The following is a 23,888-nucleotide window of genomic DNA, read 5'->3' as shown; positions in this document are numbered from 1 at the left end:
AACCCGCTGTCCATGAGCGAGCAGAGCAAGCACACCGCCCTGTACACCCAGCACCAGGCGCACGGCGCGTCCTTCACGGACTTCGGCGGCTGGCAGATGCCCCTGAAGTACCGCAGCGAGCTGGAGGAACACCACACGGTCCGGAAGGCCGCGGGCCTCTTCGACCTGTCCCACATGGGCGAGGTCCTCGTGAGCGGTCCGCAGGCAGCGCAGTTCCTGAACTACGCCCTGGTCAGCAACCTCGCGGTCCTTGCCGTGGGCAAGGCCAAGTACTCACTCATCTGCACCGCCGAGGGCGGCGTGATCGACGATCTCATCACGTACCGCCTCGCCGAGGACTCCTTCCTCGTAGTGCCCAACGCCTCCAACGCGCCCGTCGTCGCAGAGGAACTGCGTCTCCGTGCCAAGGGCTTTGACGTCGCGGTGGAGGACCAGTCGGAGACCACCGCCCTCATCGCCGTGCAGGGACCGACGGCTGAAGCCGTCCTCCTCGGCCTCGCGCGCGCGGAGGACGCCGGCATCATCCGCGAGCTGAAGTACTACGCCGCAGTGGAGTTGGAGCTCGCCGGTCTTCCCGTGCTGCTCGCCCGGACGGGCTACACCGGTGAGGACGGCTTCGAGATCTTCATCGGCAGCAATCTGGCAGTGCGCCTCTGGGATGCCACGCTGCAGGCCGGGGGCCCGCACGGCCTGCTGCCCTGTGGTCTCGCGGCGCGCGACTCGCTGCGGCTCGAGGCCGGGATGCCTTTGTACGGGCATGAGCTCGGCATCGACACCAACCCCTTCGAGGCCGGCCTCGGGCCTGTGGTCAGCACCAGGAAGGCCGAGGACTTCGTAGGACGCTCCGTGCTCGAGCCGCTGAAGGCCGTCGAGCCGGTGCGGCGCCTGGTCGGCCTCCGGGCCGTCGGACGGCGGTCGGCACGCGCCGGGTACGACGTCGTCGCCGACGGCAGGACCGTCGGTACCGTGACGTCGGGACTGCCGAGCCCCACCCTGGGCTACCCGGTGGCGCTCGCCTACGTCGAGTCGGCGTACGCCGCCGTCGGCACCGAGGTCCAGGTGGACCGCCGCGGGCGACCCGAACCGTTCACCGTGATCACCACGCCGTTCTACAAGCGCGCGAAGCCCGCCGGGGCATCCCAGTGACGATCAGCGCCTTCGACCTGTTCAAGATCGGCATCGGGCCCTCGAGCTCCCACACGGGCGGACCGATGACGGCGGCCTACCTCTTCACCGAAGTGCTGCGCACCGGGAACCTGCTGGCCGACGTGCAGCGCGTGCAGGTGGACCTCTTCGGATCGCTCGGGTCCACCGGCCACGGGCACGGCACGGTCAAGGCCGTGCTGCTCGGACTCGAGGGAGAGCAGCCGCACCTGGTGGATCCGACGTCCGCGGACGCCCGCATCACCCGCATCGGCGAGGTCGGGTCGCTGAACCTCGCGGGTGGGCACCCGATTCCGTTCCAGCCCGAGACGGACGTCGTCCTGCACCGCCGCCAGCGCCTCGACTACCACACCAATGGCATGCGCTTCTCGGCATATTCCGCCGTGGGAGAAGTTATTCGGACGAGGGAATACTTCTCGGTCGGTGGTGGCTTCGTGCTCGACGAGGACCAGATCGGCTCGGAGACGGTGGCGCTCAAGCCCGTTCCGGTGTCCCACCCCTTCGGCACTGCCGACCAGTTGCTGGACATTTGCCGGACCACCGGGTCGTCCTTCTCCGACGTCGTCCTGGCCAACGAACTGGCCTGGCGCACCGAGGACGAGGTGCGCGCGGGGCTGCTGGAGATCTGGGGCGTCATGCAGGACACCATCCGGCGCGGCACGACGACGGGTGGGATCCTGCCCGGCGGACTGAAGGTCCGGCGCCGGGCGGAACGGCAGCGGCAGCTGCTGGAGAAGGCCGACGACCCGGACGATCGCCTCGGCACCATGGAGTGGGTCACCCTCTTCGCCCTGGCCGTCAACGAGGAGAATGCTGCGGGCGGGCGCGTGGTGACGGCGCCGACCAATGGGGCTGCGGGCATCATTCCCGCGGTCCTGAAGTACTACGTGGACTTCGTCCGGGGGGCCGACGACGACGGCGTCGTCCGGTTCCTGCTCGCCGCCACGGCGATCGGCTCGCTCTTCAAGAAGAACGCGTCGATCTCCGGGGCCGAGGTGGGTTGCCAGGGTGAGGTGGGCTCCGCCTGCGCCATGGCCGCCGGGGCGCTGGCCGAGGTCCTGGGCGGGACCCCGGAGCAGGTCGAGAACGCCGCGGAGATCGGGATCGAACACAACCTCGGGCTGACCTGCGACCCCGTGGGTGGCCTCGTCCAGATCCCCTGCATCGAGCGGAACGCCGTCGGCGCGATGAAGGCCATCACCGCGGCACGTATGGCCGTGCGCGGTGACGGCCAGCACCACGTCTCGCTCGACGTCGCCATCAAGACCATGCGGGACACCGGCGCGGACATGATGGACAAGTACAAGGAGACCGCGCGCGGCGGGCTCGCGCTGAACGTGGTGGAGTGCTGACAGCGCATGGCTGACCTGCCGGTCCGAATAGAAGTCATCCCGGGGGAGGGCCTGGTCGAGCGGCTCCGGGCGCACGTGCCCGCTCCCGCCGTCGTGACCGTCACCTGCCTCCCGCACCACGGTCCGCGCCAGGCCGTGGGCGTGGCGGTGGACCTGGCCCGCGCCGGGTACACGGCCGTTCCGCACCTGGCAGCGCGGTCGGTGACCGGCCGGGCGGAACTGGCCGGGTTCGTCGCGCAGTGCACCGATGCGGGTATCACCGACGTGTTCGTGGTCGGCGGCGACGCAGCGGACGCGGCGGGACCCTACGGGTGGAGTGGCGCACTCATGGAGGACATCGCGGACCTGTCCGGGGGAGTGCTCCGCATGGGCATCGCCGTGTACCCGGAGGGGCACCCGGGGACCGCGGAGGAGGAGTTGGCGAGGACGCTGGCGGCGAAGCAGGACCTGGCTTCCTGGTGCGTCACCCAGCTCTGCTTCTCCCCGGACGTCCTCCGGGCCTTCCCCTCGAGGCTGCGGCTCGACGGCATCACCCTGCCCGTCTGGGCGGGGATCCCGGGCCCCGTGAGGATCTCCCGGCTGCTCCGCCTCGCCGGCCGCATCGGCGTGGGCCAGTCCCTCGGATTCCTGAAGCGTTCTGCCGGCGGTGCAGACACCGGATCCGTGGTGAGGCAGTTGCTCTCGTCGGCCTCCTACGATCCGTCGCCGCTGGTGGATGCGCTGCACGGCGCCGGATACCAGGGACTGCACCTCTACAGCTTCAACGACCTCGCGGAGCTGGCCGCATCGGACCTGGCCGGGGCCATCAGATCCTGACCGCAATGCGCGGGAACGACACGCGGGGTGTGTCCTCCTAGTTCGAGAAGTGGGTCTCGGCCGGTGCGGTGTTGATCCCGCTGACGATGCGCTGCGCGATCTCGCGGACCTTCACGTTCTGGGCGTTCGAGGCCCGGCTCAGCATCCTGTACGCCTCGGCCTGCGTGCAGCGGTTCTGGCCCATGATGATCCCGATCGCGATGTCGATGGTGGTCCTCGACTCCATCGCGGCCAGGAGGTTCGACGAGGTGTTGGCATGCTGCGACACGCGGAGGACCATCTGCAGCGCCTTGGCCGCCTGCGCAGCGAAGCCTTCCGCGAGGGCCTGCGCGCTGCTGGTGAAGGTGCTGGGGCTCGCGGCGTAGAAGTTCAGCGCAGCGCCGCCCTCGGGTCCGATCACGAGGGGGATACCCATCATGGCGAAGTACTCGTGACCAGCCACGGCCTCGAAGTACTCGGGCCACCGGCCGTCCGTGCGGACGTCGTCGACGATCACGGTGGAGCCCGTGCTGATCGCATGGAGGCACGGCCCGTCGCCGAAGCCGTACTGGAGTTCGTCCAGGGCCCTCGCCTCGTCGCTGCTGCACGCGACAGTGGTCGCGAGGCTCCGGTGGCGGTACGTGACGCCGCACTGCACCTCCACGGATCCACCGAGGACCCGTGCGGAGAGGCCTGCCAAGTCCTCCAGGAACTGGTCGACGTTCTCGTTGGTGAGCATGAGGTCCTGCAGTTCGGCCACCGCTGCAGCATTCTGTTTTTCGGCGTTCACCCGGTCATCTTACGACGCGTAGTTAGATTGTCTAGCAATCGCGGCAGGGAATGCTCCTCGGCGCCGGCACAGCGGAGAACGGCCGCCCGGAGGAGGGCCGCTCAGGAGGATCATGCGAACCCGGGGGCTCAGACGATGGCGGCCGCGGGCCTCTGGCGCTGGGGGGCGAGTTCCCCGACGATGCCGCGGAGCAGGCTGCGCAGCTCGAAGGATTCGAGGCCTTCTCCCACCATCAGCGTGCGCTCGATGTCCTCCGCCTTAGCGAGCGCTTCGACACCGGCCGGGGTGATCGTGATGCGTTGGCTGCGGCGGTCGACGCTGTCACGGATACGGGAGATGAACCCCTGCCGCTCGAGCTTCTCGATGGTCTTGCCGATCGTCTGCGCCTGCACATGGACCGCGAGGGCCAGCTTGGCTCCCGTCATGGTGCCCTGGCGGGAGAGGACGCCGAGGGTGGTGTAGCCGGCATGGGTGATCCCGATGTCGAGCAGCCTCTCGTTCCACGCGTGGTCCACGAGACGGGCGGCGGTGGTGAGCAGGCGGCTGGTCGACCACTCTTCCAAGTCAGGCATGCGATGTTCCTTCAGGGGTTCTGGAACACCCGGCCGGTGCTGCTGGCAGCGCCGGCCGGGTGCTGTGTCTTTGCGGTCGGTCGCAACTACAGGGGGGGACGGGACCAACCGCAATATGTCTACTATGCGCTTCGATCTTCAAGTTTTCCCGTCGCCCAAGCCGAAGCTTCGGGCAAGGAGGGCACGCCGGCGGGAACGGGGGCCCCGCGGAACGCGATGATCCCGTCCGCGACGGCGCGGGCCGCCGAGTGCTGCACGACGTGCGGCTGACCCTCGACCTCGAGGAAGGAACCGGACCGCGCCCGCTCCGCCAGCTCCCTGCACCAGCGGTGCCGTGCCACCGGATCCCGGGCGCCCCGTACCACCAGGACGGGGCACTGGACCCGCTCGACGGCGCGCTCCAGCGGGTACTTCATCATGGGCAGCAACTGGCGCAGGTACCAGCGCATGCCCGTGCGGAGATAGTCGGTGCAGACCGTGAGATTCGCCGATGGGCTTTCGCGGAACGTGTCGTGTCCGAGGGAGGCCGCCTGCTGCAGGACGGTCCGGCGGTGCCTGTCCACGACGGGTCCGATGAGGACGATCCGTTCGGCGAGGGCCGGGAACTGCAGGGCGACCGCTGTGACGAATTGCACGCCCATGGAATGGCCCACGAGTGTGCAGGAGGAGATGCCCAGTGCGGTGAGTGCCTCACCGATGAGTGCGGCGTGGTCCTCGACGCCGAGCTCCCTCCGGGGGTGCGGGTCCGGCCCGTACCCGGGCAGGTCGATCGAGTGCACGACGGCATCCGCGGCGAGTTCGGCACGGAGGCGGTCGAGGTAGCGATGCGTCATGCCCAGTCCATGGACGAGAACGTACGGGCTCCGGGCGGAGGTGTCGGGTCCCGGCGTCGTGAGCACGCGGACGGTCAGGCCGTCGACCTGCACGGTGCTGAGGATGGTCGGTAGCATCCGGGCAGTCTACGGGGGCGATCCGTCCGTTTCTCAAGATCGGTTCAAGACAAGCCCGTGCTCGGGGCGTCAACGGACGCCGATGTATGAAACCCTTGTTGCATGTCCATTCCTCCGTCCCAGCGCACCGCGCTGATCGTCGAGGACGATCCGGATATACGCGAACTGCTCGCCACCACGCTGCGCATGAGCGGCTTCACGATCGTCGAGGCCTCGTCGGGGCTCGAGGGCCTGGCGGCGTTGAAGGAACACCGGCCCGACCTGGTCACCCTCGACCTCAACCTGCCGGATCTCGACGGCGTCGAGGTGTGCCGGCAGTGCCGCGCTGTCAGCGACGCGTACATCGTGATGGTGACGGCACGGCAGGACGAGATCGACCGCCTGATCGGCCTCGAGATCGGAGCCGACGACTTCATCGGCAAGCCCTTCAGCCCCAGGGAGCTCTCGGCGCGCGTGTCGGCGATGTTCCGCCGTCCCCGCACCGGTGCCGGCACCGGTGCTGTCCAACCGCCGGAACCCGGCGGCAACGCGCTGCTGCGCCACAACGGCCTGGTCATGGACATCGAGGGTCGCGTCGTCACGCTCGCCGGCGAGGAGCTCGCACTGACCCGCATCGAGTTCGACCTGCTGGAGACACTTCTGACGGGAGCCCAACGGGTGTGGACGCGCGAGGCACTGCTGAACCGGGTATGGGGGGACGGCTGGAGCCAGGACCACCATCTCGTCGAGGTGCACATCCGCAACCTCCGCAAGAAGCTCGGGGAGGACATCAGCAACCCCCGTTTCATCCGGACGGTGCGCGGCGTGGGGTACCGCATGATGCCGGGCGACCAGCAGGACTGACGGCGGCCGGTCCCACCGGTCCGTCGGCGGGTTTGTCCGTGGATGAAACACTGGAGACGTGGCTCATCTCGACGTATCCGGCATCGATTACTTCCTCTCCGACGGCAGGCAGCTGCTCAACGGCGTTGCCTTCAAGGTCGGCGACGGCCACAAGACGGCGCTGATCGGACCCAACGGCACAGGGAAGACCACCCTGCTGCGCATCATCGCCGGGGACCTCGCACCCGACGAGGGGGCGGTGAGCCGCTCGGGGACCATGGGGATCATGCGGCAGTTCGTCGGCCAGGTGCGCGACGACTCCACTGTCCGCGACCTGCTCGTCTCGGCCGCGCCACCGGTGCTGGCTGCCGCGGCCAAGACGATCGACGACGCCGAACTCGCCATGATGGAGGCCGACGACGAGCCGACGCAGATGCGGTACGCGCAGGCGATCGCGGACTGGGGCGATGCCGGCGGCTACGAGCTGGAAACCACGTGGGACGAGGTCACGATGGCTGCCCTCGGCGTCCCGTTCGACCGGGCGCAGTACCGGGCGGCGTCGTCGCTCTCGGGCGGCGAGCAGAAGCGGCTGGTGCTCGAAGCGCTGTTCTCCGGTCCTGACGAGTTCCTGCTCCTCGACGAGCCGGACAACTACCTCGACGTCCCCGGCAAGCGCTGGCTCGAGGCGAAGCTGCGCGAGTCGAAAAAATCCGTGCTGTTCGTCAGCCACGACCGCGAGTTGCTCGCCAACGCCGCGACGCGCATCGTGACACTCGAACCGGGCGCGCTGGGGGCCTCGTCGTGGACCCACGGCGGGGGCTTCGAGACCTACCTGAAGGCGCGCGAGGACCGGAACGCCCGGTTCGAGGAGCTGCGCAAGCGCTGGGACGAGGAGCACGTCAAGCTCAAGGAACTCGTCAACATGTACAAGAACAAGGCGGCATTCCGCTCGGACATGGCCAACCGGTACCACGCCGCGCAGACCCGCCTCGCGAAGTTCCTGGAGGCGGGGCCGCCGGAAGCGATCCCGCTGGAGCAGAACGTGTCCATGCGACTGCAGGGCGGACGGACCGCCAAGCGCGCCGTCGTGGCACAGAAGCTCGAACTGACGGGCCTCATGAAGCCTTTCAGCACCGAGATCTGGTTCGGCGACCGTGTGGGAGTGCTGGGGTCCAACGGCTCCGGCAAGTCGCACTTCCTGCGGCTGCTGGCCGGTGGCGGGTCGGACCCGGACAAGGAGCACCTGCCGGTGTCCGACGTCGACATAGCGCCGGTTCCCCACGAGGGCTCCGTGAAGCTGGGCGCGCGCATCCGGCCGGGGTTCTTCGCGCAGACGCACTCGCGTCCCGACCTCCTCGGGCGCACGCTCGTCGACATCCTCCACCGGGGCGACGAGCACCGCTCCGGCCTGGGCCGCGAGGCCGCGTCCGCCGTGCTGGACCGCTACGGACTGGCGGCGCAGGCCGAGCAGCCCTACGACTCCCTGTCGGGCGGGCAGCAGGCCCGCCTGCAGATCCTCCTGCTCGAGCTGTCCGGCGCGACGCTGCTGCTGCTCGACGAGCCGACGGACAACCTCGACCTGCACTCGGCGGAGGCGCTCGAACGGGCCATTGATGCCTTCGAGGGCACGGTGATGGCCGTGACGCACGACCGCTGGTTCGCTCGGAGCTTCGACCGCTTCCTCGTCTTCGGCTCCGACGGCAAGGTGTACGAGACGAAGGAACCCGTGTGGGACGAGAGCCGGGTCGTCCGCGCCCGTTGAACGGCCTTCGTCCACAGGTCCTCCACAGAGTTATCCACATTCGTGGATAACTCTGTGGCATCCATTCCGGCTCGCGGCCCCCTTGTAAGGTGAAGAGGGGAAAGCGCAGGTCAGTGCACGGGGGAATCATGGGGACTGGAAAGGGTACACGCACGAGGGGAAGGGCGATCTGGGGAGGCGTCGTCGTCGCGGTGGTACTGATTGCCGCCATGGTGACCATCAAGCTGCTCGACCAGACGGTCTTCGGACCCGGCAGGCCAGTCGAGGCCTACCTCGACGCCCTCGTTGCAGGTGATGCCGAGGCGTCCTGGAGCATTCTCGGAAGAACTCCCGACGGGCAGGACGCCCTGCTCGCGAATGCCGTGTACGGCGCGGCCGATCACCGCATCACGGGTTACGAGCTCCGCGACGTCTCGGTCAACGACGACACCGCCACGGTGGCCGCTCACCTGACGCAGGACAGAAGTACCAGCACCCTCGAGTTCACCCTGACCCGCACGGGATCCGCCAGCGTGTTCTTCAGCGAGTGGCGCCTGGACGGGCCCGAACCCGTCACGGACATCAGCATGGTGATCCCCGAGGACCTGCACACCATCACCGTCAACGGAGCCGACGTGGCACTGCCTCCGGGAGGGGCCGGTCCGTACCCGGGCCTGCGCTCCGTGGTCCTCCCGGCGCTTCCCGGGGAGTACGTCGTCCCGCCGCCGGCGCCTTCCCGGTACCTGTCCTACGGGACCCAGCAGGCGGTCACGGTCACGGCGGACGGAGTGGCATCACGCGGAGTGCTGGTGCAGCCGGCTGCGACCCCTGCGGTCATGGCCGACGCCGTCGCCGAGGTCACCGCGGCCCTGGACCAGTGCATCGCCTCCACGGAGGCTGCTCCGAGCGGCTGCCCGAACAGGTCCTTCATGTTCGGGGATCCCGAGGATGTCCACAGTCCCCGCTGGACACTGGTCGAAGAACCCAGCTTCACACTCGAGCAGTCCTACCGGCCCGGGGTGTACCGGCTCTGGTCCGACGACGCCCGGGCCACCTTCTCGTACGAGCGCAACGCCGAGTTCGACGCCGGAAAGCTCCCGCGCTGGACGCGCGAGGAGGACACCCAGCGGCTGTCCCTCGGTGCGACCGTGACCGTGACCGGGGAGCGCATCGAGGTGGAACTGGACCAGGCGGTCCCGGGGCAGTAGCCCGGCGACGATCGGTCTTTGACGATGGCTCCCTGACGATCGGTCGTTATCGGTCGTTATCGGGCTGCGACGGCCAGGAACGTGATGGGCAGGTCCAGCAGTTCCAGGGGACCGTGGGGACCCTCTCCGTCCAGGAGGAGCGCGTCGCCGGCCTCCATCGTGTATTCATAGGCTCCGTGGCCGTACGTCATCCGCCCCGAGAGCATGTAGATGAACTCCGTGCCCGGGTGCTGGAACAGCGGAAAGATGTCCGACGCATCCGTCAGGGTCACGAGCGTCGGTTCGAGGGCGTCGCTGCGCCCCTTGAGCGCCCCCAGCACGCGGTACTCGTGGCCGTGCTGCGTTCCGCTGCGCACGGTCACGCTGCCCTGCCCGTTCTTCGTGAAGGCAGCGTCGCGGTCCGTGTCGGCACCGCGGAACAGCGCCGTGACAGGGATCTCCAGGCCGTCCGCCAGCCGCTGCAGCGTCGTCAGGGAACAGGACGTGCTGGCCGTCTCGATCTTCGACACCATGGCCTTCGACATCCCGGTACGCAGGGCGAGTTCCGAGGCGGAGATCCCCTGGGCCAGCCTGTACCGGCGGACCTGGCCGGCGATGACCCTCTCCAGCTTCCCGGTTCCGCCGTCGCCGGAGTCGTCTGCCGTGTCGTCCACCCTGACGCCTGCCGTTCCATCCCCCGTCCCACCGGCCCGCCTCATCATCCCGCCATCATAGGCGCGTGCACGGGGGAGCCCTGGGCGCCGGCCGCCAGCGGGCCCTGGACCGGATGCCGTGCTGGCCGCCGTGGTCGAGGCCGGGTCGTCGGTCGACGGGTGCACTGGCTGAACCTTCCTGGCGGGAACGGGATGGGAGGAATCGAGACGGGAGGAATCGACACGCTGATCCGGGCTCAGCGTGCGCTGAACCGGTTGGTGGCCTGCCGGAACCGCGGGGGGAGATCCGCCGAGCCGGTTGCGAGGTCGGCCGCCCAGCGGCCGATCAGGGGTGCGAATTTCGCGCCGTGGCCGGAGCAGGGGGAGATGACCGTCAGTCCGTCCGCCCGGTCGAGGAAGAACTCCTCGTCGGGGGTGTTCGTGAAGAGGCAGGTCGTCTCCGCGTAGGGCTCGGGGTCGAGGCCCGGCAGGTACCGCCGCACGTAGTCGACCACCCGGCGCCGGTTCGCAGGATCGATGACGCCGTCCTGTCGTGCTGCCGACGGGAGGACCTTGCCCCCGTTGAATTCGGCGACCTTCTGGCCGGAGAAGTCCGCGTCGCGCCCGCCGGGCAACCCGTACACCTGCATGTCCGAGGCCTTGTGGATGAACGTGGGCCAGGGGCCGTCGTCGCGGTACCGGAAATGGAAGGCCTGTTCCTGCCGCACGGTGATCTCCGGGACGCCCGCGAGGAACCCTTCCGGCAGCGGGAGGCGTCCCAGCAGGTCCGGGAGCCAGCCGCCGGCAGCGACGACGACGTTCGCGGCGACGACCGAGGTGCCGATGTCGGACAGGACACGGTAGGAATCGCCCTCCCGTTCCACGCCGGTCACGGTCCAGCCGGTCCGCAGGTCCGCGCCGAGCCCGACGGCCAGATCCACCATGGCCCGGACCGAGGTCTCGGCGTCGATCACCCCCGCTCCGGGGTGCCACAGCACAGGGGTGTCGAAGGCGATGGAGGGCCAGCGGAACCTCGCCTCGTCCGCGCCGAGGATGTCGTGGTCGACGCCGGCCCCGGCGAGGATCCCTGCCAGCAGCTCGGGATGCCGCCCTGCGCCGTAGTCCACGGCGCCGGTCGGAGTGATGAGCTGCTTCCCGCTGCTCCGCTCGAGCTCGTCCCACAGGGTCTTCGACTCCACGACGGCCCGTGTGTAGAAGGCGTCCGGGTAGGCGTAGCGGAAGATGCGCGCCGAGCCGTGCGAGCTGCCACTGGAGGTTGCCGGAACGTCGCGTTCCAGAATGGCCACCGAGTGGCCGCGCGCAGCGAGCTGCCAGGCGGTTGCGGCACCGGCCAGCCCCGCGCCGACCACGACGAAGTCGGAAGATTCGGTCATGGAGGAACCCTAGCCTGCACCGGGAATCCAGCTGGTCCCTGCCAGGGGAACGCGAGCCATGGCCGAGGCCTCGATCGTGAGGGCCACCAGGTCCTCCGGTTCGAGATTGTGCAGGTGCGACTTCCCGCAGGCCCGGGCGATAATCTGGGCCTCCATGGTGAGGACACGGAGGTAGTTGGCCAGACGGCGGCCCGCGGCGACCGGGTCGAGTCGCGAAGCGAGGTCCTGGTCCTGGGTGGTGATGCCGGCAGGGTCGCGGCCGTCCTGGAAATCGTCGTAGAAGCCGGCGGCGGACCCGAGCGCGGAGTACTCGGCGGCGTAGCGGGGGTCGTTGTCCCCCAGGGCGATGAGTGCCGCGGTGCCGATCGCGACGGCGTCGGCGCCCAGGGCCATCGCCTTGGCGACGTCCGCGCCCGTGCGGATGCCGCCCGAGACGATGAGCTGGACCTTCCGGTGGACGCCGAGTTCCTGGAGGGCCTGGACCGCCTGGGGGATGGCGGCGAGGGTCGGGATGCCCACGTTCTCGATGAAGACCTGCTGCGTCGCCGCGGTCCCTCCCTGCATGCCGTCGACCACCACGACGTCGGCGCCCGACTTCACGGCGAGCGCGGTGTCGTAGTACGGGCGGGAGGCACCGATCTTGACGTAGATGGGGGTCTTCCAGTCGGTGATCTCGCGCAGCTCGCCGATCTTGATCTCGAGGTCGTCCGGGCCGGTCCAGTCCGGGTGGCGGCTGGCGGAGCGCTGGTCGATGCCCACGGGCAGCGTCCGCATCCCGGCCACGCGCTCGGTGATCTTCTGGCCCAGCAGCATGCCGCCGCCGCCGGGCTTGGCGCCCTGGCCCAGCACGATCTCGATGGCGTCGGCCTTGCGCAGGTCGTCCGGGTTCATGCCATAGCGGGACGGGAGGTACTGGTACACGAGGTGCCTCGACTGGCCGCGCTCCTCGGGTGTCATGCCGCCGTCGCCCGTTGTGGTCGAGGTGCCCACCTCGGAGGCGCCGCGGCCCAGCGCCTCCTTGGCGTTGGCGGACAGCGCCCCGAAGCTCATCCCGGCGATGGTCACCGGGATCTGCAGATGCAACGGCCTGCTGGCGTGACGGTCGCCGAGGACGACGTCGGTGTCGCACTTCTCGCGGTAGCCCTCGAGGGGGTAGCGCGACATGGACGCACCGAGGAAGAGCAGGTCGTCGAAGTGCGGGACCTTGCGCTTCGCTCCCCAGCCTCGGATGTCGTAGACCCCGGTCGCGGCGGCACGCTGGATGTCGGCGATGGTCGCGCGGTCGAAGGTGGCGGATTCGCGCAGGCCCAACGCGGCGATGTCCTGGGCAGGGAGCCCCTGGGCGGGAGCCTGTGCGGGAACGTCCTGCTGGATCGGGGTGAGGGTCATGGGTTCGTCCTTGCTAGTACGACGTCGAGTTGTCGACGTGGAAGTGGTACAGGTTCCGGGCGGATCCGTAGCGGCGGAAACCGGCGGGGTCCTCGGGCCGGCCGGCCGCCGCGAGCAGCTCCGCGAGTTCTTCGAGGTGCTCCGCCCGCATGGGTTTCTCGATGCAGTCGGCCCCGAGGGAAGCGACAGAACCTTGAACGTAGATCCGTGCCTCGTAGATGGAGTCCCCGAGGGCGTCGCCGGCATCGCCGCAGACCACCAGGCGGCCTGCCTGGGCCATGAAGGCGGACATGTGGCCGATGTCCCCACCCACCACGATGTCCACGCCCTTCATGGAGATCCCGCAGCGGGCCCCGGCATTGCCGTCGATGACGACCAGGCCGCCGTGTCCCGTGGCCGCCGCCGACTGCGAGGCGTCGCCCTTCACATGGACGCTGCCGGACATGATGTTCTCCGCGAGACCGACGCCGGCATTGCCCGTGATCGTCACCCTGCCCTTCTGGTGCATCCCCGCCGCGTAGTAACCGGCGTGGCCCTCGATGGTGACATCGACATCCGCATCGATCCCGACGGCGATACTGTGCTTCCCGCCGGGGCTGGTGACGGTCCACGACTGGCCGTCGACGGCGTCGTGCAGGGCCTGGTTCAGCTCGCGGACCGGGCTGTTGTCCAGGTCCACTGCGATGCCTGCAGCGGCTGGGGGCAGGTCGGCCTCGGGAATCGTCAGAGTGACCATGTGTAGACCTTTCCGGGTTCCGGTTCGAAGATGCGGGCGTGATCGATGCCGGGCAGGGACGCGAGCGCCCGGTATTCGGAGGCCATGGCGACGTAGTCGTCGGTCTCGGCGATGATCGCCGGCTTGCAGGCGATCGGGTCCCGGACCACGGCCATGCTGTCCGCCGTGGTGACGACGAGGGTGTAGAAGCCGTCGAGGACCCCGCCCAGGTTGACGAGGGCTTCCTCCAGGGTGTCGCCCTGCTGCAGCCGGGACGCGACGTAGCGGGCGCCTACTTCGGTGTCGTTCTCGGAGTCGAAGACCACCCCGTCACGCGTGAGGTTGCGGCGGACGGTCGCGTGGTTGGAGAAGGAGCCGTTGTGGACCAGGCAGAGGTCGTCGGCGACGGAGAAGGGGTGCGAGCCACCCGCGGTGACCGCGGACTCCGTGGCCATCCGGGTGTGCGACAGTCCCTGGCTGCCCGCCATCGCTGCCAGGCCGTGATCTGCGGCAATCTCGATGGGATGCCCCACGCTCTTCATCACTGCTACGTGTTGTCCCCGCCCGATGATGGTGGCGCCGGGCAGGGTTTCACCCACAGCCTTCACCAGCAGGTCGGTGTCGACGGCGGCGCTCACCAGGGTGGTGTCACCCACCACCCGGACCGTGGTCCCCGCGTCGGCGGGGAGCAGGTCGCTGATGCCATCGGTGATCGCGGCAGGGCTGAGGCCCTGGTCCTTGCCCAGCAGGCTGAGGGTGGAGGCGCCCTCTTCCACCAGGTCCGGCGAGTTGTAGACCGCCAGGCCGGCGGAGTCCGGTCCCCGGTCCACGATCTGACAGAGCATCGAGGACAGCAGGCTGCCCAGCTGGGGATGCAGGAGGGGGTTACGCAACTGCAGCGCGGCGATTCCGCACATGGGAGTCCTTTACGGGAGTAGGTAGAGCCGGGTGGGGTCAGATCGAGGTCAGGTAGGTGCGGATCTCCCAGTCACTCACCTGGTTGTGCCACTGGAGGAATTCCTCCTCCTTGGCGTCGGCGTAGTAGGCGCCGATTCCCGCGTCACCACTCAGGCTGGCGAGGATCACGGGATCCCTGCGGAGTGCCTCGACGGCGTGCAGCAGGGTGGCGGGAAGAGAGTGGGCGTCCGGCCGGGACTCACCCGGGCCGGACGGGTGGCCAGGGTCGAGGGATCTCTGCACGCCGTCCAAGCCTGCCGCGAGGGCGGTGGCGATGGCGAGGTACGGATTGGCGGAGCCGTCCCCGGAGCGCAGCTCGATCCGCTTGTCGTCCGGGACCCGGATCATGTGCGTCCGGTCGTTCCCGCCGAAGGAAGCCTTCCGGGGGGACCACGTGGCACCGGAGGAACTGGTGGTGGCCCCGGTGCGCTTGTAGGAGTTGACGGTCGGTGCGAGGAACGCCTGCAGGGCCGGCGCGTGCTCCAGGACCCCGCCGATGAAGGAGTAGGCGAGCTCCGACAGCCCGAGTCCCCGCTCGCCGTCCTCACCCGGGAACAGTGACTCGGCACCCGACCACAGCGAGAGATGGAAGTGCAGGCCGGTGCCGGTGCGGTCCGTGAAGGGTTTGGGCATGAATGTGGCGGTCATGCCCCGCTGCTCGGCCAGGATGTTCAGGATGTACCGCAGGGAGATCACGCGGTCCGCCGTCGTCAGTGCATCGGCGTAGGTGAAATTCTGCTCGAACTGCCCGGCTGCATCCTCGTGATCATTGGCGTAGTTGCCCCACCCCAGGCTGTTCATGGCCGTGGAGATCGACGTGAGGTGCTCGTACATGCGGGTGACGCCGCGGGCGTCGTAGCAGGGACGGGGCGAGTCGTCGAGGGCGTCGGCGGTGCTGAGGGTGCCGTCCGCATTCCTGGTGACGAGGAAGTACTCGACCTCGGCGCCGATCTTCGCCTGCATCCCCTGGTCGGCGAGACGGGCCAGGATGTTCTTGAGGATGACACGCGGTGCATAGGGCCAGGGCTTGCCGTCGACGTGGGGGTCGCAGTGGATGATCGCCAGGCCCTCCTTGATGAAGGGGACCGGGGTGAACGAGGCGAGGTCCGGTACGGCGATGAGGTCGGAATCCTGCGGTCGTTGGCCGATGAGGCCCGCGGCGTAGCCGGCGAATCCCATCGCCCCGGCCTCCAGCTCGCCGGCTGCCTCGACGGGAACGAGTTTGGCGCACGGCTTGCCCGTCATGTCGACGAAGGTGGCCAGCAGGAACCGCACGTTGTGCGCCCTCGCGATGTCTGCCAGGGAGATCGGCCCGGCCCCGAGGTCGGTGTCGGAGACGGTGGCGGGGACGGTTGCCGGCTCGGGGTTCGCAAGACTTGTCATCGGAACTGTCCTGTTCGATTCGTGGTGCCTGGGATAGTGTCGCCTGCGGTGAAACGCTGTTGACTGATAGTAGTCAGCACCGTGTTACAGCCGTGTGTACTGGGCGTTAAGAGTGCCCATCAGCCCGTGGAATGCTGGGTCGATGGACGGCACCCCGCAGCATCCGATCGGCCCGCACGCCCGGATCATCGACCCTCTCCTGCTCGAGGGCAGCCCGTGGGCGAACGGTGGCGGCGTGACCTACGAGGTTCTCAAGGTGCCCCCGGGCGCCGGTTACACCGACTTCGACTGGCGCCTCAGCATTGCCGAGATCGTGCAGGACGGGCCTTTCTCCTCCCTGCCGGGAGTGGACCGTACCTTCGTGATGGGGTCCGGAGGACTGCTGAGGATGGCCATCGACGGGGAGAGCCGCGACCTGGGGCTGGGCGCGCTCGCAGTGTTCCCGGGCGAGGCCGCCGTCCGCGTCGAGGTACTGGAGGGACCCACCCGGAACCTCAACCTGATGACCCGGCGTGCGGTGTGCGAGGGAGCCGTCGAGGTGCAGCGGTCCAGCGGCACATTGCGGGTCGGTGGGACCGGCGGCCCCACCGCCGTGGTCGTGCTGTCGGGGACCGTGCGGCTGGGCGGGGGTGGAGCGCTGCAGCCGCTGCAGGTGCTCGTCCCCGGTTCGGACGAGGAGGAGCTCTCCTGCGAGCGCGCGCTGCTCGCTGCCGTCCATGTCCGGTTCCGCGCGCGGACCTGACACTCCGGCAGGGTTCGGCGGAGCTCCCTGCCCCGCCGCGCCCGTTTGTGGCGCACGGCGACCTCCGCCTACGGTTGCAGAGTGAAACCCGCCGTCCGAGCCGCCATGTTCGCCGCCTATGCCATCTTCGCGCTCAACGGCCTCGTCTTCGCCAGCTGGGCGGCCCGTATCCCCGCAGCGGCAGCCACCCTGGGGTTGGGCTCGGGTCAGATGGGAACCCTCCTGCTCGTGGGCGCCATCGGCTCGATGCTGTCCCTTCCCCTCGCCGGCATCGTCGCCGCCCGCGTCGGCACCGCCAATACGGTCCGGTTGGGCGGGACTGCCGCGGCAATCGCGGCAAGCGCCGTCGCGCTGGGCCTGCTGAACGGTTCGGTACCCGTGGTCGCCGTCGGACTGTTCCTCTTCGGGTGCGGGATCGCACTGTGGGATGTGGCGCAGAACATCGAGGGAGCCCACGTCGAACACCGGGTGGGGCGGACGATCATGCCGCGCTTCCACGCCGCGTTCAGCGGAGGGGCCTTTGTGGGTGCGCTCGTCGGGGCGGGACTGTCGGCGATGGACGTGGGCCTGCCGGTCCATCTGGTCGCCGTCGCAGTGCTCAGCCTCGTCGTTTCGCTGTGGATACCTCGCTACTTCCTCCCACGGGGGGAGGAGCACCTGGTCGGGGCACAGGCGGGCGGAACCCGCACCAAGGGCATCGGCGCATGGGGTGAGCCCCGCACACTGCTGATCGGCCTCGTGGTGCTCGGCGCAGCCCTGACCGAGGGGGCGGCGAACGACTGGGTGGCGAAGGCCAGTGTCGACGGTCTGGGCACCACAGAGAGTACCGGGGCCGTCATGTTCGCGGTCTTCGTCGCCGCGATGACGGCGCTGCGCTTCGTGGGCGGCAGCCTCATCGACAGGTTCGGTCGTGTCCGTGTCCTGCAGGCCAGCCTCGGGTCCTCGCTCGTGGGGCTCGTGGTCTTCGTCGTGGCGCCCAATGTGCCGCTCGCCGCCGTCGGCGCGATCCTCTGGGGAGCGGGCGCAGCCCTCGGATTCCCCATGGGGATGTCCGCCGCCGCGGACGAGCCCGATCGTGCCGCCGCCCGCGTCTCGGTCGTCTCCACCATCGGGTACACCGCCTTCCTCGCGGGTCCGCCCCTCATCGGTTTCCTCGGCGACGTCGTGGGTATCCGGACAGCGCTGCTCGCCGTCGGAGTCGCCGTCCTCGCCTCCTTCCTGGTCGCTCCGGCCGCCCGCGAGCGGACGAAGGAAACCCCCGAACCATTGCGGACAGGTTCTGACCGAAGCGCCTAGGAGACCCGGACCGACGGTCCTACCCTTTCTGCATGGCGATCATCGAGGCAGAAGGTCTGAAGAAGACCTATTCGTCGAAGAGCGGGCCCGTCCAGGCCCTCGACGGCATGAATCTCTCCGTTCCCCAGGGAACAGTCAAGGCCCTGCTGGGCCCGAATGGTGCAGGCAAGACCACCGTGGTGAAGATCCTGACCACCCTCATCCAGCCGACGGCGGGTACCGCGCACATCGACGGCATCGATGTCCTGAGGAACCCCAAGGCAGCCCGGCGCATCATCGGCGTCTCCGGGCAGTACGCGGCGGTCGATGAAGGTCTCACCGGCCTCGAGAACCTCGAGATGGTGGGGAGGCTCTACCACCTGGGCGCCCGGGAATCGAAGCGCCGGGCACAGGAGCTCATCGACCAGTTCGAACTGACGGAGGCGGGCAACCGCCCCGTCAAGGGGTTCTCCGGCGGTATGCGGCGCCGCATCGACCTCGCCGGGGCGCTGGTGATCAATCCGAAGATCCTGTTCCTGGACGAGCCGACCACGGGCCTCGACCCCCGGAGCCGCCTCGCCCTGTGGGGCATCATCAAGGACCTGGTCCACGCCGGCACCACGCTGCTCCTGACGACGCAGTACCTCGAGGAAGCGGACCAGCTCTCCGACGACATCGCGGTGATCGACGGCGGCAGGACGATCGCCGAGGGAACAGCGGACCAGCTGAAGGCGCAGATCGGCGGACACCGTGTGGTGGTGTCCCTCGTCGACGCCGCCGACGCCCCTGCAGCCCGTGAGATCCTCGGGCGGCACGGCGACGGCGAGCCGGGGATCGGCGGCGACGGGCGCACCGTGGAGGTAGCTGTCACGAACGGGCCGCGCGCACTCCAGTACATCCTGTCGGAGCTCGGCGAGCGCAGCATCGCACTGCACGACGCCGGCATGCGGCGTCCGAGCCTCGACGACGTCTTCCTCACGCTCACGGGCCGCCACGCCGAGCAGACCGAAGAAGCAGCCACCAAGGAGGTAGCAGCATGAGCATCCTGGCACCGGAAGGCAGGCAGCCGGAGAACCAGCGGTCCCTGCCCGCGGACGATGCCCGCTCGGCACCGCCGTCGGAGCTTGCCATGTGGTTCTCCGACGGGTGGACGGTCACCAAGCGGAACCTGACCAAGCTGAAGCGCTCGCCCGACATGCTGGTCTTCGCCGTGCTGCAGCCCATCATGTTCGTGCTGCTGTTCAGCCAGATCTACGGTGGCTCCATCCAGGTGGCGGGAACCGACTACACCCAGTACCTCATGGCCGGCATCTTCGCGCAGACGGTCATCTTCGGGTCCACGTTCTCGGGCTCCGCGATGGCACAGGACCTGAAGGACGGCATCATCGACCGCTTCCGCACCCTGCCCATGAGTTCCTGGGCCGTGTTGATCGGCCGCACCAACAGCGACCTGGTGCTCAATGCGCTGTCGGTGGTCATCATGATGGCAACCGGCTTCGTGGTGGGCTGGCGCGTCAACGCATCGATGGGCAGTTTCTTCGCCGGCTTCGGGCTCCTGCTGCTGTTCTCCTACGCGTTCAGCTGGGTCATGGCACTGCTGGGCATGTCGGTGAAGTCTCCCGAGGTGATCAACAACGCGTCCTTCATGATCCTGTTCCCGCTCACGTTCATCTCCAACGCCTTCGTGCAGTCGCAGACCCTGCCCAGCGCGCTCGAGACCTTCGCGAACTGGAATCCGGTGTCCGCGCTCGTCCAGGCGGCCCGCGAACTGTTCGGCAATGTGGGCTCGGAACCACTCCCGGACGCCTGGCCCATGCAGAACGCGGTTCCGACGGTGCTGATCGGGGCCATCCTGATGCTGGTGGTCTTCGTGCCGCTGTGCATCCGGAAGTTCGCATCGATCAGCACCCGCTAGGGCGGCGTCGTCCGAAAGACGTACTGGCCCCGGCCGGTGATCATCCCTGGGGCCGGTGACCTTCACCGGCCCCGGGCCTAGTGTTGGTGGCGGGCCCGCAGCTGCGGGCCCCATGCCATAGACAGCTGAAGGACGCACCATGATCGAGGCCCAGGCCCTCTCGAAGAGGTACGGTGCGAAAGCCGCCGTCGACGCCGTCTCATTCACCGTGCAGCCCGGCAAGGTCACGGGCTTCCTAGGTCCGAACGGCGCAGGCAAGTCCACCACCATGCGCATGATCATGGGCCTCGACAATCCGACATCGGGGCACGTGACCGTCAATGGCCGGCCCTACGCCCAGCATCGGGCGCCGCTGCGCGAGGTGGGCGCACTCCTGGATGCGAAAGCGGTCCACCCCAAGCGCTCCGCCTACAACCACCTCCGTGCGATGGCGGCGACCCATGGCATCCCCAACAGCAGGGTCAGGGACGTCATCGAACTGACGGGCCTCGGACCCGTGGCGAGGAAGCGTGTGGGCGGTTTCTCGCTCGGCATGGGTCAGCGGCTCGGCATCGCCGCAGCCCTCCTCGGGGACCCCCACACGGTCATCCTGGACGAGCCCGTCAACGGGCTGGACCCCGAGGGCGTCCAGTGGGTGCGTCATCTCGCCAAGGGGCTCGCCGCCGAGGGCCGCACCGTCTTCCTGTCCTCGCACCTGATGTCGGAGATGGCGCTGACGGCCGACCACCTCATCGTCATCGGACGCGGACGCATCATCGCGGACGCCCCGATCCAGTCCATCATCGACGGTCAGGGCAGGGCGCGGGTCCGCGTGCGTGCAGACCGGCCCCACGACCTCCTCGGGAGCCTCGCCGGGAACGGCGTCACCTCTCAGATCCTTGAACCGGAACTCATCGAGATCACCGGCGTGGAACCGCGCCGGATCGCCGAAGTAGCCCTGCGTGAGCGCGTCCTCGTGTACGAGCTGACGCCGCTCCAGGTGTCCCTCGAGGACGCCTACATGGAACTGACCCAGACCGAAGTCGAGTACCAGTCGCACAGCCTGCCCGGCGGCAACCAGGGCGCTGCACCAGTGGAAGGACGCTGACCATGGCACCGTCATCATCAACACCGACGTCAACACCTGCATCGGCCCCGTCGGCGCCCGCCCGGCAACGGCCACGGCAGGATCGGGGCGCGGGACCCGGCGTCACCTTCGGCCGGGTCCTGAAGTCCGAGTGGATCAAGGTCGCCACGGTCCCCTCGACCGTCATTCTGATCGCCTGCACCGTCGTCGTGATGGTGGGTCTCGCGGCGCTCTTCGCGTGGTCGCTGACGATCATGGCACAGTCCGTCGGTGATGCGAACGCCCCGTCGGGCTTCCAGCCACCGCCGGATGGTCCGGACAGTGTGGCAGGCCAGGTGCTCACGGTGCCGTCGTCGGGCCTGGCCTTCGGGCAGCTGCTGATCGCGTCGCTCGCGGTGGTCCTGATCGCCAGCGAGTGGACCACCGGCATGATCCGCTCCACCATGATCGCCGTGCCCAAGCGCATCCCGGCCCTCCTGGCGAAGGCGGTCATCATCGCCGTCGTCGCCTTCCTCGTCGGATTCGGCAGCGCCCTGGTCTCCTACCTCGTCGCCCAGCCCATCCTCGCGGGTGAGGACCTCGGCTTCGCGCTCACCGACGACGGCGTCCTGGCCAGCATCATCAACACCGGCACCTTCCTCGCGCTCGTCGCCGTGATCTCCATGGCCATCGGGATCCTGCTGCGCAACACTGCCGGTGGCGTGGTCACCGCAGTCGGCGTCTTCTTCGTGCTGCCGATCATCGTCCAGCTGATCTCGGGCCTGGCCGACTGGATCCCCAAGGCCGCCCGCTTCCTGCCCGCGGATGCCGGAAACCAGATGGTCGCGATCACGACCGCCGACGACGCCCTGACCCAGTGGGAAGGCGGCCTCGTGATGGGAGCGTGGGCACTCGTGCTCCTCGTTCTGGCACTGGTCGCCGCGAAGAAGCGGGATGTCTAGGACACCCTTACAACCATCACCGGCGATGAGCGACGAACCCCTGGTGAAGGAGACCGCGGAACGGACGGCCGCGGTCTCCTTCAGTGAACTCAACGCACGCCGGCTGGGTCCCATCCGGCGGTTCTTCCGTAGGTATCCGCGGGCCATGGACGCCGTCGTCATCCTCGCGTTCCTCATCGCGACCTTTCCCAACGCGCTGTTGATGATCATCGGAAGCGGCAGCTGGCTGGCCCTGCCCGCAGTGGCCCTGGCTGCCGGAGCACTCGCGTTCCGCCGGGACCGGCCACTGCTGGTTCTGGCCTTTCTCGCGCTCCTGGATCCACCGGCCAGTTTCCTCACGGAGGGCGCGGGCAGCGTCGGGGTCGGGACTACGATCGCCCTGTACACGGTTGCAGCGACCTACCCGCTGAAGAAGACCCTGGTCGCAGCCGCCGCAGCCACGGTGCTGTCCGTCGGAGCGCTCTTCCTCATCCCGCCCGCGATGTTCGCCGAAGCCCCCGGGGTGGTCTGGCTCCTCAGCGGCTTCGTCGTCATGTTCCTCGCCGTGGCGGTGGGCGTCGGGGTCACGGTGCGGCGCGACCGCGAACACGAGAGCGAGTTGCGCGAGTGGGCGGCGCGGAACGCCGAGCTGGCGTCGGCGGGGGAGCGGAACCGGATCGCGCGCGAGATGCACGACGTCGTCGCACACTCGCTCACGGTGATGGTCGCCCTCTCGGACGGCGCCGCCGTCGTGATGAAGCGGGACCCGGACCGCGCCGTCGCGGTGCTCCGGGAGCTGTCCGGCGCTGGACGGACTGCCATCGCCGACATGCGGCGCGTCCTCGGGGTGCTTCGCGCGGAGGCCGGCACGGACTCGCTCGACCCCCTGCCGGCGTCGAGTTCGCTCGCGCAGCTCCTCGACGGCTTCCGCGCCGCGGGCCTGCCGTTGCGGGTGACCACCAGTGGGCCTCGGCTGCCCGACGATCCCGCTTTCCAGCTCACGGTGTACCGGATCATGCAGGAGTCACTGACGAACGTCCTGCGGTACGGCAAGGGGGTTACGCTGGTCGACATCTCGATCGTCAGGACGGGTGACTCCGTGTGCCTGCGCGTCGCCGACGACGGCCGGGGCGCCATGGAACCGGTGGTATCGCTCGGATCGGGGCAGGGCATCGCGGGCATGCGGGAGCGCGCCGCCATCTACGCGGGCTCGGTCGAATGCGGCAGCCGTCCCTCGGGCGGCTGGATCGTCGACGTGCAACTGACAGTGCCCGACGCCCACGGCGGAGCGGGCAACCAACGGGGGAAAGACAAAGATGACCATGCACAGCATCTCGGGCACGCCGGGCATGCCGGGCACGCCGGGCACGCCCATCAAAGTCCTGCTCGCTGACGACCAGCCACTGCTGCGGATGGGCTTCCGGCTCATCCTCGAGGGCGAGCCGGATCTGGTGATCGCCGGGGAGGCGTCGACGGGCAGTGAGGCAGTCCGCCTCGCCGCGGAGCTGTCACCCGACGTCGTACTGATGGACGTGCGGATGCCGCAGGGCGACGGCATCGAGGCCACACGCCGGATCACAGCGTCGGGTTCGCCTGCGCGCATCATCATCCTGACCACCTTCGACCTCGATGAATACGCGTTCGCGGGGCTTCAGGCGGGCGCCTCGGCATTCCTGCTGAAGGACGTGGCGCCCGAGGACCTGGTGCACGCGGTGCGGGTCGTCGCTAGCGGAGATGCCGTCGTCGCCCCGCGTGTCACGCAGCGGCTGCTGGAGACCTACGTCCGGTCCCTGCCATCAGCCCACGCGGCGACGACGGTCCCGGACCGTCGGCTGGCAGGGCTGACCCCGAGGGAGCGCGAAGTCCTCGAAGCCATCGCTGAGGGTCTCTCCAATGCCGAACTCGCCGCCCGGTTCTTCCTCTCGGAGGCGACCATCAAGACGCACGTCCGGCGGATCCTCACGAAGCTGGACCTGCGCGACCGCGTGCAGGCCGTGGTGTATGCCTACGAGAACGGGATCGTGGTGCCGGGGCCGGCGCACTGATTCTTCAGAACCTGCGAACGGACCGGGGCCCGGGCGGACACCTGTGCGAGGTGTCCGCCCG

23 protein-coding genes are annotated in these 23,888 nt (G+C 68.9%); 14 read left to right on the top strand and 9 right to left on the bottom strand.

All coding sequences use genetic code 11. From position 1 onward, the window contains the following. Positions 1-12 precede the first annotated feature (12 nt). The 3 genes from gcvT to ACX80H_RS09875 are packed head-to-tail and all read left to right on the top strand — an operon-like array spanning position 13 to position 3,332. Positions 13-1,146, top strand: coding sequence for a glycine cleavage system aminomethyltransferase GcvT (gene gcvT, locus ACX80H_RS09885; protein WP_459312955.1), 1,134 nt, complete (start codon positions 13-15; stop codon positions 1,144-1,146). Further along, positions 1,143-2,516: an L-serine ammonia-lyase gene (locus tag ACX80H_RS09880; protein WP_459312953.1), complete on the top strand. Its 1,374-nt coding sequence runs from the start codon at positions 1,143-1,145 to the stop codon at positions 2,514-2,516. Before gcvT ends, ACX80H_RS09880 begins: the two co-directional genes overlap by 4 nt. 6 nt (positions 2,517-2,522) lie before the next feature. Further along, positions 2,523-3,332: a methylenetetrahydrofolate reductase gene (locus tag ACX80H_RS09875; RefSeq protein WP_459312951.1), complete on the top strand. Its 810-nt coding sequence runs from the start codon at positions 2,523-2,525 to the stop codon at positions 3,330-3,332. Between the two features lie 37 nt (positions 3,333-3,369). Here the strand turns inward: ACX80H_RS09875 and ACX80H_RS09870 are convergent, their stop codons facing one another. From ACX80H_RS09870 to ACX80H_RS09860, 3 genes are all read right to left on the bottom strand, one after another. After that, on the bottom strand, positions 3,370-4,101 hold the full coding sequence (locus ACX80H_RS09870; RefSeq protein ID WP_459312949.1) for a GAF and ANTAR domain-containing protein: 732 nt from the start codon (positions 4,099-4,101) through the stop codon (positions 3,370-3,372). Positions 4,102-4,229: 128 nt separating this feature from the next. Continuing rightward, on the bottom strand, positions 4,230-4,673 hold the full coding sequence (locus tag ACX80H_RS09865; RefSeq protein ID WP_459312947.1) for a MarR family winged helix-turn-helix transcriptional regulator: 444 nt from the start codon (positions 4,671-4,673) through the stop codon (positions 4,230-4,232). A 122-nt stretch (positions 4,674-4,795) separates the two neighbouring features. Next, positions 4,796-5,623, bottom strand: coding sequence for an alpha/beta fold hydrolase (locus ACX80H_RS09860; protein ID WP_459312945.1), 828 nt, complete (start codon positions 5,621-5,623; stop codon positions 4,796-4,798). A gap of 102 nt (positions 5,624-5,725) precedes the next feature. On the opposite strand from ACX80H_RS09860, the gene ACX80H_RS09855 reads away from it, so the two are divergent. The 3 genes from ACX80H_RS09855 to ACX80H_RS09845 all read left to right on the top strand — a co-directional run bounded on the left by ACX80H_RS09855 (position 5,726) and on the right by ACX80H_RS09845 (position 9,394). Then, the gene (locus ACX80H_RS09855; RefSeq protein WP_459312943.1) at positions 5,726-6,466 is read left to right on the top strand and encodes a response regulator; all 741 of its coding nucleotides are present in this window, start codon (positions 5,726-5,728) and stop codon (positions 6,464-6,466) included. A gap of 58 nt (positions 6,467-6,524) precedes the next feature. Continuing rightward, the gene (locus tag ACX80H_RS09850) at positions 6,525-8,207 is read left to right on the top strand and encodes an ABC-F family ATP-binding cassette domain-containing protein (RefSeq protein ID WP_459312940.1); all 1,683 of its coding nucleotides are present in this window, start codon (positions 6,525-6,527) and stop codon (positions 8,205-8,207) included. A gap of 128 nt (positions 8,208-8,335) precedes the next feature. Beyond that, on the top strand, positions 8,336-9,394 hold the full coding sequence (locus ACX80H_RS09845; protein ID WP_459312938.1) for a hypothetical protein: 1,059 nt from the start codon (positions 8,336-8,338) through the stop codon (positions 9,392-9,394). A gap of 56 nt (positions 9,395-9,450) precedes the next feature. Here the strand turns inward: ACX80H_RS09845 and ACX80H_RS09840 are convergent, their stop codons facing one another. From ACX80H_RS09840 to glnT, 6 genes are all read right to left on the bottom strand, one after another. Continuing rightward, positions 9,451-10,047 (bottom strand): helix-turn-helix domain-containing protein, encoded by a 597-nt coding sequence (locus tag ACX80H_RS09840; protein ID WP_459312936.1) that lies wholly within the window; start codon positions 10,045-10,047, stop codon positions 9,451-9,453. A gap of 236 nt (positions 10,048-10,283) precedes the next feature. Further along, a complete protein-coding gene (locus ACX80H_RS09835) occupies positions 10,284-11,420 on the bottom strand; it encodes an FAD-dependent oxidoreductase (RefSeq protein WP_459312934.1) in 1,137 nt (378 codons plus the stop codon). Positions 11,421-11,429: 9 nt separating this feature from the next. Further along, entirely contained in the window at positions 11,430-12,809 is a 1,380-nt protein-coding gene (locus tag ACX80H_RS09830; protein ID WP_459312932.1) for an FMN-binding glutamate synthase family protein, read from the bottom strand. Positions 12,810-12,822: 13 nt separating this feature from the next. Next, entirely contained in the window at positions 12,823-13,545 is a 723-nt protein-coding gene (locus ACX80H_RS09825; RefSeq protein ID WP_459312930.1) for a GltB/FmdC/FwdC-like GXGXG domain-containing protein, read from the bottom strand. After that, positions 13,533-14,441 (bottom strand): class II glutamine amidotransferase domain-containing protein, encoded by a 909-nt coding sequence (locus tag ACX80H_RS09820; protein ID WP_459312928.1) that lies wholly within the window; start codon positions 14,439-14,441, stop codon positions 13,533-13,535. Before ACX80H_RS09820 ends, ACX80H_RS09825 begins: the two co-directional genes overlap by 13 nt. A 37-nt stretch (positions 14,442-14,478) precedes the next feature. After that, entirely contained in the window at positions 14,479-15,864 is a 1,386-nt protein-coding gene (gene glnT / locus ACX80H_RS09815) for a type III glutamate--ammonia ligase (protein ID WP_459312926.1), read from the bottom strand. Between the two features lie 142 nt (positions 15,865-16,006). Here glnT and ACX80H_RS09810 point away from each other — a divergent pair, with 142 nt between their 5' ends. From ACX80H_RS09810 to ACX80H_RS09775, 8 genes are all read left to right on the top strand, one after another. After that, positions 16,007-16,606 carry a HutD/Ves family protein gene (locus ACX80H_RS09810; RefSeq protein ID WP_459312924.1) on the top strand — a complete coding sequence of 200 codons (600 nt, stop codon included), beginning with the start codon at positions 16,007-16,009 and terminating at the stop codon, positions 16,604-16,606. 105 nt (positions 16,607-16,711) lie between these two features. After that, entirely contained in the window at positions 16,712-17,902 is a 1,191-nt protein-coding gene (locus tag ACX80H_RS09805) for an MFS transporter (protein WP_459313401.1), read from the top strand. A gap of 32 nt (positions 17,903-17,934) precedes the next feature. After that, positions 17,935-18,921: an efflux ABC transporter ATPase subunit, DrrA-related gene (locus ACX80H_RS09800; protein WP_459312922.1), complete on the top strand. Its 987-nt coding sequence runs from the start codon at positions 17,935-17,937 to the stop codon at positions 18,919-18,921. An 89-nt stretch (positions 18,922-19,010) separates the two neighbouring features. Beyond that, positions 19,011-19,796: an ABC transporter permease gene (locus ACX80H_RS09795; RefSeq protein ID WP_459313400.1), complete on the top strand. Its 786-nt coding sequence runs from the start codon at positions 19,011-19,013 to the stop codon at positions 19,794-19,796. A gap of 139 nt (positions 19,797-19,935) precedes the next feature. Continuing rightward, the gene (locus ACX80H_RS09790; protein WP_459312920.1) at positions 19,936-20,883 is read left to right on the top strand and encodes an ABC transporter ATP-binding protein; all 948 of its coding nucleotides are present in this window, start codon (positions 19,936-19,938) and stop codon (positions 20,881-20,883) included. A gap of 2 nt (positions 20,884-20,885) precedes the next feature. Further along, the gene (locus ACX80H_RS09785) at positions 20,886-21,803 is read left to right on the top strand and encodes an ABC transporter permease (protein WP_459312918.1); all 918 of its coding nucleotides are present in this window, start codon (positions 20,886-20,888) and stop codon (positions 21,801-21,803) included. Continuing rightward, complete coding sequence (locus tag ACX80H_RS09780; protein WP_459312917.1) at positions 21,796-23,175, top strand: sensor histidine kinase; 1,380 nt, start codon at positions 21,796-21,798, stop codon at positions 23,173-23,175. The genes ACX80H_RS09785 and ACX80H_RS09780 overlap by 8 nt, the downstream gene beginning before the upstream one ends. After that, the gene (locus ACX80H_RS09775; protein WP_459312915.1) at positions 23,099-23,827 is read left to right on the top strand and encodes a response regulator; all 729 of its coding nucleotides are present in this window, start codon (positions 23,099-23,101) and stop codon (positions 23,825-23,827) included. Before ACX80H_RS09780 ends, ACX80H_RS09775 begins: the two co-directional genes overlap by 77 nt. Positions 23,828-23,888: the final 61 nt, after the last annotated feature.

The sequence above is a fragment of the Arthrobacter pasteuri genome, from assembly GCF_054510955.1.
This window is presented reverse-complemented; position numbering and strand designations above follow the sequence as displayed.